Annotated in this window: 12 protein-coding genes and 1 pseudogene; 9 read left to right on the forward strand and 4 right to left on the reverse strand. The window is 46.2% G+C overall.

All coding sequences use genetic code 11. The features are described 5' to 3' along the window. The 7 genes and pseudogenes from RID53_RS30450 to RID53_RS30480 all read left to right on the forward strand — a co-directional run. A pseudogene (locus RID53_RS30450) lies at positions 1–421 on the forward strand (photosystem II D2 protein (photosystem q(a) protein)); the annotation flags it as partial. Positions 422–1,038: 617 nt separating this feature from the next. After that, on the forward strand, positions 1,039–1,323 hold the full coding sequence (locus RID53_RS30455; protein ID WP_446391657.1) for a 4a-hydroxytetrahydrobiopterin dehydratase: 285 nt from the start codon (positions 1,039–1,041) through the stop codon (positions 1,321–1,323). 256 nt (positions 1,324–1,579) lie between these two features. Further along, the gene (locus tag RID53_RS30460; RefSeq protein WP_446391658.1) at positions 1,580–3,553 is read left to right on the forward strand and encodes an iron uptake porin; all 1,974 of its coding nucleotides are present in this window, start codon (positions 1,580–1,582) and stop codon (positions 3,551–3,553) included. Between the two features lie 157 nt (positions 3,554–3,710). Then, positions 3,711–4,148, forward strand: a complete 438-nt coding sequence (locus RID53_RS30465) for an RrF2 family transcriptional regulator (protein WP_446391659.1) — start codon at positions 3,711–3,713, stop codon at positions 4,146–4,148. A gap of 108 nt (positions 4,149–4,256) precedes the next feature. Further along, the gene (locus RID53_RS30470; protein ID WP_446391660.1) at positions 4,257–4,958 is read left to right on the forward strand and encodes a J domain-containing protein; all 702 of its coding nucleotides are present in this window, start codon (positions 4,257–4,259) and stop codon (positions 4,956–4,958) included. A gap of 156 nt (positions 4,959–5,114) precedes the next feature. Then, the gene (locus RID53_RS30475; RefSeq protein WP_446391661.1) at positions 5,115–5,987 is read left to right on the forward strand and encodes a 6-pyruvoyl trahydropterin synthase family protein; all 873 of its coding nucleotides are present in this window, start codon (positions 5,115–5,117) and stop codon (positions 5,985–5,987) included. A 414-nt stretch (positions 5,988–6,401) separates the two neighbouring features. Next, a complete protein-coding gene (locus RID53_RS30480) occupies positions 6,402–6,917 on the forward strand; it encodes a CAAD domain-containing protein (RefSeq protein ID WP_446391662.1) in 516 nt (171 codons plus the stop codon). Between the two features lie 240 nt (positions 6,918–7,157). Here the strand turns inward: RID53_RS30480 and RID53_RS30485 are convergent, their stop codons facing one another. The 4 genes from RID53_RS30485 to ruvC form a co-directional block, all read right to left on the reverse strand. Further along, positions 7,158–7,571: a DUF309 domain-containing protein gene (locus tag RID53_RS30485; RefSeq protein ID WP_446391663.1), complete on the reverse strand. Its 414-nt coding sequence runs from the start codon at positions 7,569–7,571 to the stop codon at positions 7,158–7,160. A gap of 69 nt (positions 7,572–7,640) precedes the next feature. After that, the gene (locus RID53_RS30490; RefSeq protein ID WP_446391664.1) at positions 7,641–8,006 is read right to left on the reverse strand and encodes a ferredoxin-thioredoxin reductase catalytic domain-containing protein; all 366 of its coding nucleotides are present in this window, start codon (positions 8,004–8,006) and stop codon (positions 7,641–7,643) included. 142 nt (positions 8,007–8,148) lie between these two features. Further along, positions 8,149–9,321, reverse strand: a complete 1,173-nt coding sequence (locus tag RID53_RS30495; protein ID WP_446391665.1) for a DUF58 domain-containing protein — start codon at positions 9,319–9,321, stop codon at positions 8,149–8,151. A gap of 71 nt (positions 9,322–9,392) precedes the next feature. Beyond that, complete coding sequence (gene ruvC / locus RID53_RS30500; protein WP_446391666.1) at positions 9,393–9,908, reverse strand: crossover junction endodeoxyribonuclease RuvC; 516 nt, start codon at positions 9,906–9,908, stop codon at positions 9,393–9,395. Positions 9,909–10,358: 450 nt separating this feature from the next. Between ruvC and RID53_RS30505 the strand changes: the two genes are divergently transcribed. Next, positions 10,359–11,729 (forward strand): gluconeogenesis factor YvcK family protein, encoded by a 1,371-nt coding sequence (locus tag RID53_RS30505; protein ID WP_446391667.1) that lies wholly within the window; start codon positions 10,359–10,361, stop codon positions 11,727–11,729. A gap of 12 nt (positions 11,730–11,741) precedes the next feature. Beyond that, positions 11,742–12,206 (forward strand): tRNA (adenosine(37)-N6)-threonylcarbamoyltransferase complex ATPase subunit type 1 TsaE, encoded by a 465-nt coding sequence (gene tsaE / locus RID53_RS30510; protein WP_446391668.1) that lies wholly within the window; start codon positions 11,742–11,744, stop codon positions 12,204–12,206. Positions 12,207–12,422 lie beyond the last annotated feature (216 nt).

The following is a 12,422-nucleotide window of genomic DNA, read 5'->3' on the forward strand; positions in this document are numbered from 1 at the left end:
TCACGGTGCAACGGTAGAAAACACCTTGTTTGAAGACGGTGAAGGGTCAAACACCTTCCGGGCGTTTAACCCCACCCAAGCCGAAGAAACCTATTCGATGGTGACGGCGAACCGCTTTTGGTCTCAGATTTTCGGGATTGCGTTTTCCAATAAGCGCTGGCTGCACTTCTTCATGCTGTTTGTCCCAGTGACGGGCTTGTGGATGAGTTCAGTGGGTGTGATTGGCTTAGCGGTGAACCTGCGGGCGTATGACTTCGTGTCCCAGGAAATCCGGGCAGCAGAAGACCCCGAATTTGAGACATTCTACACCAAGAACATTCTGCTCAACGAAGGAGTCCGAGCTTGGCTGGCGCCTCAAGACCAACCCCACCAGAAGTTTGAATTCCCTGAGGAAGTTCTACCTCGCGGTAACGCACTCTAATAAGTTGGGTTTAGTCATCAACTTTGCTCCCCTGCCTTCGGGTAGGGGTTTTTTTCTGTTCATCGTTGATGGTTGACAACTCAAAACTTGAATGGGGCGGGTTTAAATAGTCGGTCAAGAGAAAACGACACGCTCACGCTTGTTTTATAACCCAGACTCAAACCTATACAAAGGACGTAGCTTGCTTTTCGCTTGCGCGAGAATGACAAATGACGAATGACGAAAAACTTTCCTGGCTTCCCCTTGCCAAATCTAAATGGTGTGTTATTCTAATTAAAGGTGAATAAACACCAGATAACTAACGGATTAAAAAACCGTACAGGGATTAAGGAGGTGATGCCCATGAGCGATAGTAGTAAAAGCATGGGTCATCTGATTGGAGTTAGCCGGCTGTGTGCCGGGGCTGTTCTCTAACAGTTGGCTCAGTTCTCTTCGGAGAACTCATAGATTGAGAAACTGGGCTGGTTAAGGAGTTCCTTCCGGCAGTCTGGTTTCAATCAGAAGACCCGCTAGACCGCTCTCACTATAAGTACTAAAGATTTTATCTAGGTACTTCCCGTGAGAGCGGATAGTTTTTTGGGGATTTTTTTAATAAAGTTGAAGGTGGGAGAAAAAATATGGCTGAGTTACTCAGTGACGCAGAAATTCAAGAAAAAGTCAAGTCATTAGAAGGCTGGACGGTTGAAGGGAAAGAGTTACACACAACTCGCCAATTCAAAGATTTTGTCGAAGCGATCGCCTTTGTCAATAAGATTGTTGAACCAGCAGAAGCGGCTGGACATCATCCTGATTTAGGGATTTCGTATAACAAGGTGACGATTAGTCTCACCACCCATGATGCTGGGGGTTTGACAGCGAATGACTTTGAGATGGCTCAAACGCTGTCCAAGTTAAGCGCATAGCTGTAAAACGCGGATATGGCAAGGGCTTAAGTACCAGTTTTAAAACATTGACATCTAGGACTGCTTGTGTAATACAAGCAGCCATTTTAGATATATAATTGGCAATATTAGCCAAAAGCTTACTTGACTGGCAGATGAACAAGGGTTCCAAAATGAATCTGAAAATTAAGCGAAAAAATACCATCTGCCAATAGACGATGTACCATAGTGCGAGAAGGGCAATCAAATTCTTTCTGTAAAGGTGTGAGGACAGAAGATGTCGAAATTACTGTGGAAGTCTCTACTTATTAGCCCAGCGGTATTAGGTGTAACCTTAGTTGCATCTACGGTGGGAGTACGTGCAGCCGATAGCGCCAATCTGCCTATCGCTGACACTCAAACAGCAACGCCAGAAGTTCAGTTCGATGGTGTTGCTGATATTACGGTTTCAGAGGAAATTGCGGTTAATCCGGAACAGTTAACTCCAGCCAGTCTAGAGGTGAAGCCAGAGGTACAACCGACCTTGGCTCAAACTGTACCTGCTGCGCCCAATGACGCTGAGATTTTAAATCAAATCAATGACTACAGCAACGAAGGAACCTCTAGTGGACAAGTGACCAGTGTGGGTCAGTTACGCGATGTTTCTCCAGGAGACTGGGCGTATGAAGCGCTACGTAGCCTAGTCGAACGTTACGGCTGTATCGCTGGGTATCCGGATGGTACATATCGTGGCAATCGGGCGCTAACTCGTTACGAATTTGCTGCTGGTTTGAATGCTTGTTTGAATCAAATTGAGCGTTTAATCGGAACAGGCGGTTTTGATGAAACTGAGTTAGAAACCCTGCGGCGGTTGATTCAGGAATTTGAAGCGGAACTGGCGACGCTAGGGGCGCGAGTTGATAACCTAGAAGGTCGTGTGGCGTTCCTGGAAGATAATCAGTTCTCCACGACGACCAAGTTACGGGGTGAAGTCATCTTTGCGCTCACCGATACCTTCGGCGGCGAGGACAACTCTTTTGATATAGATGGTGTAGATTTGGCTGATCCCGAAGTTCAAGAATTTTTTGAAGAAATCTTGGGAACAGATGTAGAGTTTGACGATGATACAAACACCATCTTTGGTCACAGGGTTCGTCTAGAACTCAATACTAGCTTCACTGGTCAAGATCGTTTAGTAACTCGTCTGGCGGCTGGCAACCTGAATGCTTTTACGCCTAACAGTCCTAGTTTCAGTCTAGTCGATGAAGACCTTGATCTAGATGTGCCATTGGGTACATTGGGTACGGGCGAAGCCTTCCAAACGTTCAATATTGGAAACACTGATAACGATGTCATCATAGACTGGTTAGCTTATTACTTCCCCTTTGGCAGCTCAAAAGTTTATGTTGCTGCAACTGGAGGAATTCACAGCGACTACGCCCCTACACTCAATCCCTACTTTGAGGATTTTGACGGTGGTAATGGTGCCCTTTCTAGCTTTGCCTCGGAAAATCCCATTTATCGGATTGGTGGTGGTGCAGGCGCAGCACTTAGCCTTGGTGTCGGTCCTCTAGAAAGGGTTCTGGGTCCAAGTACATTGACTCTAGGTTACTTAGCTGGTCCAGGAGCAGAGAATCCAGGTGAGGATTTTGGCATATTCAACGGCGAATACGCAGCCCTCGCCCAGTTGAATTTCAATATTGGTGACCGAATTGGTATCGGTGCTACCTACGTCCACGGTTACCACAATGCTGGCAGTGACATATTTGATATCGGTGGAGGGGATGGAGGTTCTGTTGTGGGAACCTATTTAGCCAATAATCCCAGTGAAGTGGCTACCCTCCTTAATGCTGACCTGCCAGTGACTCCAACAGTAACTAATTCTTACGGCATCGAAGCGGCGTTCCGCCTGACGGAAAAAATATCCATTAGCGGCTATGGCACTTACACAGATGCAATCCTGATTGGTCAGGGTGGAGCTGAAATCTGGACTTACGGAGCTGGCGTAGCTTTCTCAGACTTAGGTAAGGAAGGTAACATTTTGGGAATATTTGGAGGAGCACAACCTTATCTAGGAAATACTAATACTCCAGGTGAAGATTTCCAAATTGACGGTACTGATGATGTTCCGTGGCATATAGAGGCATTCTACAAGTATCAGCTCACGGATAATATCTCCGTTACTCCGGGTGTGATCTGGCTACTGAATCCTAACCAGGCTGATGCAGATGATGCTGTAGTCGGTACACTCAGAACTACTTTCACGTTCTAACTCAATTCCGCCAAGGGCAGAATTAGGCTGAAAATTCATTAATTTTATGACCCCGCCATTGAGCGGGGTTTTTTCAGCTTGTCTAAGCTAAACCAACAAACCCCACCGGAAAACCGGGGTATACTGGGAATGATTGACCTGACATGAATCAATTTCTGTGGAACTCTCCTGTAAGACTGAATACACCCTACTTGCTCTCTTAGAACTCACGGGTCATTACAATCAGGGAGAACCCTTACAAATCCGACAGATTGCCGCGCAACAAAATATTCCCGATCGCTATTTAGAGCAACTTCTGGCAAACCTGAGACGCGGTAATTTAGTCCGTAGCCAACGGGGGTCTAAAGGCGGCTACCTCCTAGCCCGGGAACCCTGGACAATTACCCTATTGGATGTTATTAACTGCCTAGATGGTTCAACCGCACCCGTCTCTGGAAACCAAAAAACTGTAACAACCCAAGAAAGTGCGATCGTCCAAGAAACCTGGCAAGAAGTCCGCGATCGCACCAATGAAATTTTGCAAGACTATACACTGCAAGATTTATGGGAGAAACTGAATAACAGACGACAGTTGAACATTATGTATTACATCTAATATTATGACGTCCCTGTTCCCCGTTACCTAACAAAGGACATAAGACGTAGCTTGCTTCTTTTTGGGAGCGAGTATGACATAAGACGAATGACGAATGACGAATGACAAATGACGAATGCCAATCATTACCACACATTAGATATCCACCCGCAAGCAACAGCCCAAGAAATCAAGCAAGCCTACCGACGTTTAGCTAAACGCTTTCATCCCGATAGCCAAACTGAAACAGCTAACTCGGAAAAAATTATCGAGATTAATGGGGCGTATGAAGTTCTCAGCGATCCTCAGCGACGCCATTCTTACGATCAACAGCTTTTCTATCCCCAGTTTTCATCCAAACGCCGCACTCGCCAACAGCGCAACGAAGCCGCGCAACAACAGTATCAACGTCAACGGGCGCGATCGTACAATACTGACACTCACTTAGATATCTGGTTGCAGCAAGTCTATAAACCAGTGAACCGATTGATTATTCCCATTCTCAAATCCCTGAATACTCAAATCAATCAACTCGCTGCTGATCCTTTTGACGACGAACTCATGGAAGACTTTCAGACGTATCTAGAAAACTGTCGTCATCAGCTCAATCAGGCTCAAATTACCTTTCGTTCCCAACCCAATCCCGCCCCTGTTGCTGGTGTGGCGGCGAACTTGTATTACTGTCTCAATCAGTTGGGAGATGGTATTGATGAGCTAGAACGGTTTACCTTCAATTACGACGAACATTACCTGCATACCGGTCAAGAACTCTTCAGAATCGCCACCAGCTTACGCCACGACGCTCAAGATGCCATTAAGCATCTAATATAAAAATTATTAATTCCCTGTTGCCTGTTGCCTGTTGCCTGTTGCCTGTTGCCTGTTGCCTGTTCCCTGTTCCTTGAGCAATGACCAATGACCAATATTCGTTTATCCTAGAAATAAGGTTAATTTACAGAATTTTACAGATTCTTGCTAAAAAAACGCATGAAATGCATCATTAACCGCCGCGCTCAGTTTTCTGCCAGTCACCGCTATTGGTTACCGGAACTGAGTGAAGCTCAAAACCAGCAGAAATTCGGTCGAGGTGCCCAGTTTCCCGGTCATGGACATAATTATGTCCTATTTGTTTCCCTTGAAGGTGACCTAGACGAATACGGTATGGTGCAAAACCTATCGCAGGTCAAAAAAGTGATCAAGCAAGAGGTCACCAGCCAATTGGACTATGCCTATCTGAATCATACTTGGCTAGACTTCCAGGAAACCCTACCCACAACCGAAAACATTGCGCGTGTTATCTGGCAAAAGCTAGCACCTTATTTGCCGCTTGTCAAGATACAGCTATTTGAACATCCAGAACTTTGGGCTGATTATTTAGGAAACGGAATGGAAGCATATCTCACCGTATCGACCCACTTTAGCGCCGCTCATCGGCTGGCTCATCCCCAACTCAGTTATGACCAAAACTGTGAAATCTACGGCAAATGCGCTCGCCCGAATGGTCATGGACACAATTATCATTTAGAGGTAACCGTAAAAGGGGAAATTGACCCACGTACTGGGATGATTGTCGATTTGGGAGCCTTGCAAAAGGTAATCGATGATTATGTCGTCGAACCCTTTGACCATACCTTCCTGAACAAAGACATCCCTTACTTTGACCAGGTTGTGCCGACGGCAGAAAATATTGCCATCTATATTCGGCAATTGCTCCAGTCACCGATCCAAAAATTAGGAGCGAAACTGCATAAAGTTAAACTCATTGAAAGTCCCAATAACTCCTGTGAAGTCTATTGTACAGGTGAAACATCATCGGTAGAACCGGACGCGATCGCATCTCCTGTTCTAACATTTGTTTAGGGGAGAGTACCCCATCTACTCTATGATAATGTTGGTCTAGTAGTCAGCGCTCAAACCCCTGTCCCTGCCTTCCATAGTCGTTAAGAGTATAGATCCCCGACTTTTTAGAGAAGTCGGGGATCTGGGTGCTGTTTGGCTTCCGGATGCTTCTTTCCCACTCACGTAACGAGTGAATAGAAGAGGGGAACATTGACATTCTCCCACCGTTAAATCAAAGATTGTAGCGGGATCATTCTCGCTGATTGAGGTAAATGAGCCAGGTATGGCAGAGTTTGAGTATCAGTTTTTTGCTTCCACCGAAGTCATGAGAAAAACTTTTGGTAAGATAGGCGAAAGCTTAATATTCTGCCTATTATACCCATCCTGCTCAGACAAACGATAAAATGTCCTACTTGAGGTCACAGTAGAGGAACTATGGAACCGAATCCACAAAAATCTGAATATACTGAGGGTAATCCCCCAGAGGTCAAGACGGCTCAAGCCGACGCTACAAAAAGCCCAGAGTCTAAAGTAGATGTCAATGTTGACCAACCTGGGACAGTTGCCCAACTCCCGCCTAATAATCAAGCCAAGCTTCCCGCAGCGGGTCAAACCACGGATCAAGCTTGGCAGGAATGGGTACAGCCTGTGTTTGACTTCCTGTCCAAACTTCCGGCGATAATCAGTGCATTTTATTACGAGTACCAACAAGCCATCATTTTGATTGGGCTAGTGATAGCCGGCTTTATCACCGTGTATGTTACCCTAGCTGTACTGGATGCCATTAACGACATTCCCTTATTAGCCCCAATTTTTGAACTTGTTGGGATTGGTTACACAATCTGGTTTATTGCCCGTTATCTTTGGAAAGCTGAAAGTCGCCAAGAATTGGCTCAAGAGTTTGAATCTCTTAAAGGACAATTGCTTGGCAAAGACTCGACTCAGAGTTAAGTTAATCTCTATCCCTACCTGAATCTCGGATTTGGGTGGGGATAATTCTAAAAAACCAGTCCTGGGACTTATGAATAAGGGCGGGTTTTGTTGTTCCGTTATTGGTGAGGAGGGCGGGTTTTGTTGTTCCGTTATTTCAGCAATAGCTGACTTTAGTCCCTAAACCCGCCCCTACAGTCCCTAAACCCGCCCCTACAGTCCCTAAACCCGCCCCTACAGTCCCTAAACCCACCCCTACAATTAACTTAAATTAACTCGAATAATTTTAGGTAAACGAACAATTTCTGACGCCCCCTCCTGACTGAGTTGATTTGCCGTTAATGACTTCACTAAATCAGAAATGCCTTCTGCTCCGGTTTTTTGCAGGGTTTGCAAAAGCTGATAACTATGGTCAATTAACTCTGTAACCTGAATTTCCTCATAAATAGGTTGGTAGTCACCTAAGCGTCTAATTCCCTCCCCAAGCAAGATGACAGCGCCACGCCAGTTAAGATTATTGAGATGGTAGCAAGCTACCGAAATTTGTAATATACCTTGATAAAACTGTTTGTTTGGTTCGGCAGCCTCCATCCACAATGCCTCTAAGGTGTCATGACAGGCATAAAATTCCTGTTGATTAAATTGCTCGACACCTTGCCAAAATTGCTTAGTCATAGGTGATGAATTCCAGATTATGAGTCATTGGTCATTTAGATTTGAAAATGACCAATGACTTAAAGACAATTAAGCCATGCTATCTCGAACGGATTGAAGCTCCTCGATGGTAATTTCCTGCTGTTCTCCAGAAAATTCGTTGTCTGGTGTCAAAAACAACATACAGTGGCATTCTTTGCGCTCACGCATGGGGATGCAAGGACAATTCCAGTAGGTGGCTTTCACCTCGGCTTCTTTGTCTTCGTAATGACGGCATGGACATAGGGGTGAACCTAAATCATCTTTGTGTTTCGCTAATCCTTCGATGACGACAGCCGTTACCGAGGGGTCAGCACAAAAGTAGGTGCCAGTTCGTTTAGCATAAGTTTCGGCAAAATTCTTCATTGCTGCCAGTGTTTTCTCACGGGAAAGATTTGTGTTTTCTGATGTACTCATAAGTTAAATTCGCTAGATACCCTATTCTTTAGTGTGAGCGTTCACTTTTCTTTGCATTTTAACGCAAGCCTTCTAAGTAAGGGCTGCTGAATAAGTTTTGTGGTGAGGGGCGGGAACAGGCAACAGGGAACAGGCAACACTTTCAACCCCTCTGTTGAGGTAAAATTTGCTGTAGCTGACGTTGTAAGGCTTCCTCTTTATCGATGATTCTACCCGCGCAATTGGTCAGTCCTGAGGTGTGTCGTTCAGGTTGGGCTACTGTGGATGGCGACCAAAATAACCAACGACTACCCGGAGGAAGGGCATTGAGACTGGCGGATTGTTGGGTGAGCCAAATTAAGGGAAGATGGGGAGGATCGCCAGCGTCTGCATCTTCTCCCGGTTGGGTCGCAGCTAGGGCTTCTAAGACAACTTGATTCCCGTGTAATAATCCGGTTCTAGCTGTCCAGAGTCTAGCATCAAGCTGACGAGAACAGGCATAGAAATAGAGGGAGGCAGCAGCAATCACGGCTGATTCAAAATCCTCGGATTGCCAACTTACCGCACTATCGAGGCAAATGACAATTTCTTGAGACCCCGTAAAGACTTCTAACTCCCGTACCATCAATTCTCCATACCGGGCGCTGGTACGCCAATGAATCAGACGAGTTGGATCACCCACCCGGTAAGGTCGGAGCGATCGCGTCAGGTCTTCTGTGGCGGATTGAGAACGGCGATCGCTTAACAGTTGTAGACTATCATCTGTGCCGATTTCGTCAACGATTGGACAACTGGTTAAGGGTAATACCGTAGGATAAACAATCGCTGTGGCTGGTGCATGGCGGCTACGACGACACCAAAATAATCCTAAGGGATTTCCAGTTCTTAGTTGGATTTCATGCCAGTGGTAGACCCCCCGCTTAGTGGTGGAATGGAAATAAACCCAGTGATAGATACTCCTTGGCGCAATGGTTTCGATCGCGGTTTGCATGGGTTTTCCCAGTTCAGATTGGAGAATGTCCTGAACTTGTAATAACGTTTTGGATTTAGGGGTAGGATTTTCAATATCGATTTCAATGGTGAGTTCATCACCCGCACTAACTGGAAAGATAGGACGGCGGTGGACTTGAAGATGACGTAGCGATCGCGGCGGTAAGATAACCGCTAACCCCAGTAGCGCAAACGTTATACCACTGATGACATACAGCCACCCTGACATAGTATTGGTCGCCGCGCCAAAGAAACAAATCGCAATACCCGCTAATATCCATCCAGCATAAGCAGGAGTCACCCAATGGGTTTCTAACCAATCCGTGATTCGAGTGATGATGCCCATTTGACACACTCCCTACCCCGCTTAGGCTTTGATTGTCTCACATTAAATCCAAAAAATAGATTATAGATTATTTACTGTTGATGAAACCATGCCGTTAGTGCCACCGCCAAAGCATCGGCTGCATCATCTGGCTTAGGTATACTCTCTAAATTTAACTCTCGTGCCACCGCTTGCTGTACCTCGTGCTTGTCCGCATTCCCATAACCTGTCAACGCTTGCTTCACCTGTCCTGGTGTAAACTCTACCATTGGCACCTGATGCTGGGCTAACACCAAGGTGACAACCCCCCGTGCCTGAGCCACAGTAATTGTATTACCCATCCGGTAAAAAAACAGCTTCTCTACGGCAACTAGATCCGGTTGGCACTGCTCCAGGATAGTATGTAAATCTTCGTAAATTGTACAGAGTCGCTTTCCCAGTTCTGTCCGCGCTGGCGTCTGAATGACACCAAAATCCAATAACTGTACAGATTCAGATGTCGATTTTCCCCGAACCTTGGTCATTGGTTTAACTTCAGCGTGGCAGATAATTGCCCCAAAGCCTAAAATCGCTAACCCTGGGTCTAGTCCTAAAATTCGCTTTCCCATCGACCTTGCTGTCTCCTAGAACACCAGTCTAGTGCATGATGGCAAACGTGTCTGAACTCAAAACTCATACCAAGTTGGGTTCTAACGTGTCATTCTGAGCCTAGCGTTGGGTCAAAACTTCCTCATTCAGCCAGATGCCATGAACAGTAAGACCTGCATTCAAGGGATGATTGTGTAGCTCGTGTTACAGTTTTGAGGAATTCTAGCATCGACTTCGATGACACCGACTGGTGTTCTAGTCGTTGTGATTCTTGACGTTCTCCGTTGGATTAATCAGTCGTCCCGGTATAATTTCCAGAATGTATCCTGACCAACCCATCCTCCCAGCTAATAAAAGAATATGGCACAGTTGACAGCAGACAATCCTACACCTCCCGTCAAGGACTTGAGCAATTGCCCTGCTCTTAGCTAAAGTCTATCCAGTTTTGTTCTCCGTTTCTGGTATCAGCAATGTCCTCAATTAGTCTCCTCAAACGCGCTCTACGAACCCTGCATAACGAGTCAAGAGGTAGGACGCCCCGACAAGTCAATCGGTGGTTTAAGTGGTTAGCCCCTGGACTATTCGTCAAACGCTGGTTGCTTCTCAGTGCCATAGGTGTACTACTGACGAGTCTGGGGGTAGCGATTTGGGCAAAGCTGACCCCCATTTTTTACTTAATCCAACTCACGTCTACCATTCTGGAAACAATCACCACGGTTATTCCCAACTATGTATCCGGACCGATCGCGATTATTTGTGGTCTGATGTTTATCTTCTGGGGACAAACCCGGACGGTGGGCTCGATTACTGAGGCACTAAAACCCGGAGGCGATGAAGAACTGGTAGATGTGCTGATCGCCCATCGTCGCCTGTATCGTGGTCCGAAAATTGTCGTCGTGGGAGGCGGTACTGGTTTGTCTACCTTACTCCGAGGACTGAAAATTTACAGCGCCCATATCACTGCCATTGTCACCGTAGCCGATGATGGCGGTTCTTCTGGGCGGCTGCGGCAAGAATTTGGGGTTCTGCCTCCGGGAGATATTCGCAACTGTTTGGCAGCTTTAGCAGACCAAGAAAAACTATTAACCGAACTGTTTCAATACCGTTTCTCAGCGGGGAATGGTCTAGTGGGTCACAGTTTTGGCAATTTATTCTTGACGGCAATGAGCGAGATTACGGGGGACTTAGAACGGGCAATTGCCGCCAGTTCTCAAGTTTTAGCGGTGCGAGGACGAGTTCTTCCGGCGACATTGAGTGATGTCTGTCTCTGGGCAGAATTAGAAGATGGGCGTCGGATTGAAGGCGAATCGAATATTACGGCTGCCAATGGTAAAATCGTCAAGATGGGTTGCACGCCAGAAAATCCTCCAGCTCTTCCCGCCGTTCTCAAAGCGATTCACGAAGCCGATTACATTATTATTGGTCCGGGTAGTCTGTATACCAGCATCCTGCCGAATCTGTTAGTGCCAGAAATTACGGATGCGATCGCGGCAAGTACTGCTCCCCGAATCTATGTGTGTAATATCATGACTCAACCGGGTGAAACGGACGGATATACGGTTGCTGATCATATTCGCGCCCTGGACAATGCTTGTGGTCACTCTTTATTTGATGCGGTTTTGGTGCATCGAAAAGTGCCTTCTGCTGAAGCATTGATTAAGTATGCCCAAGTCAATTCCCACCCTGTTTTTCTGGATCGCGAAGCAACCGAAAAGTTAGGACGCCGCATTGTTTTAGCAAATGTCATGGATGAAGATGAGAACACGAATCTAGTCCGCCATAATCCGGAAAAGTTAGCACGGGTGTTACTACGCTGGTACAGTCGCGCTCATCTGATGTAAAAGGGGTAAGGAATGACTAAATTCCGTCTAACCGATGCACAAGCCACGCGATCGCTCGGTGTTCGTCTGGGGGAATCTTTGCCCGCAGGTACTGTGATTTTGCTAGAGGGGGATTTAGGTGCGGGTAAAACCACACTGGTGCAGGGAATTGGTGCAGGCTTGGGAATCACCGACGCGATCGTTAGTCCCACGTTTACTCTGATTAACGAATATCCCGAAGGACGCATTCCCCTCTATCATCTAGATTTGTACCGTCTAGAACCCGAAGCCGTAGCCGCGTTAGACCTAGAAAGCTATTGGGAAGGTGTAGAAATGCCCTTGGGAATTGTCGCGATCGAGTGGGCGGATCGATTACCCTATTTACCAGAATCTTATCTGCATCTGAATTTAACCTATTTAAGCGAAGGTGGACGTCAAGCCCAACTGATTACTGTCTCAACGGGGAAATCTGAGGCGGCGATAGAACTGCCTCTATAAGAATATTGGACTTTGGACAAAAAAAATGCATTTGCGTAACTTTTACGCAAATATAATTTGAAGTTAATGAAGAGGAATTAATTGGACTATGACCGAAAAGTTTTACTCGTCTTTAACTCCCTCATTTTCCCCAGAGATATCCGGCTCAGTTTCTCCTCCAAAACAAACATCTAAATAACTTGACTGGAGAGAATTAATAACTCTTTCCAATTCGTC

It is taken from the genome of Coleofasciculus sp. B1-GNL1-01, assembly GCF_040220235.1.
In the GTDB taxonomy this organism is placed as follows: Bacteria; Cyanobacteriota; Cyanobacteriia; order Cyanobacteriales; family Coleofasciculaceae; genus Coleofasciculus.

Coding starts and splice junctions, on each gene's coding strand:
- RID53_RS30475 (WP_446391661.1), top strand. CDS start 5,115: ATGAAATGCATCATTAACCGCCGCGCTCAGTTTTCTGCCAGTCACCGC.
- RID53_RS30495 (WP_446391665.1), bottom strand. CDS start 9,321: ATGGGCATCATCACTCGAATCACGGATTGGTTAGAAACCCATTGGGTG.
- RID53_RS30490 (WP_446391664.1), bottom strand. CDS start 8,006: ATGAGTACATCAGAAAACACAAATCTTTCCCGTGAGAAAACACTGGCA.
- RID53_RS30505 (WP_446391667.1), top strand. CDS start 10,359: ATGTCCTCAATTAGTCTCCTCAAACGCGCTCTACGAACCCTGCATAAC.
- RID53_RS30485 (WP_446391663.1), bottom strand. CDS start 7,571: ATGACTAAGCAATTTTGGCAAGGTGTCGAGCAATTTAATCAACAGGAA.
- RID53_RS30455 (WP_446391657.1), top strand. CDS start 1,039: ATGGCTGAGTTACTCAGTGACGCAGAAATTCAAGAAAAAGTCAAGTCA.
- ruvC (WP_446391666.1), bottom strand. CDS start 9,908: ATGGGAAAGCGAATTTTAGGACTAGACCCAGGGTTAGCGATTTTAGGC.
- tsaE (WP_446391668.1), top strand. CDS start 11,742: ATGACTAAATTCCGTCTAACCGATGCACAAGCCACGCGATCGCTCGGT.
- RID53_RS30480 (WP_446391662.1), top strand. CDS start 6,402: ATGGAACCGAATCCACAAAAATCTGAATATACTGAGGGTAATCCCCCA.
- RID53_RS30470 (WP_446391660.1), top strand. CDS start 4,257: ATGACGAATGCCAATCATTACCACACATTAGATATCCACCCGCAAGCA.
- RID53_RS30460 (WP_446391658.1), top strand. CDS start 1,580: ATGTCGAAATTACTGTGGAAGTCTCTACTTATTAGCCCAGCGGTATTA.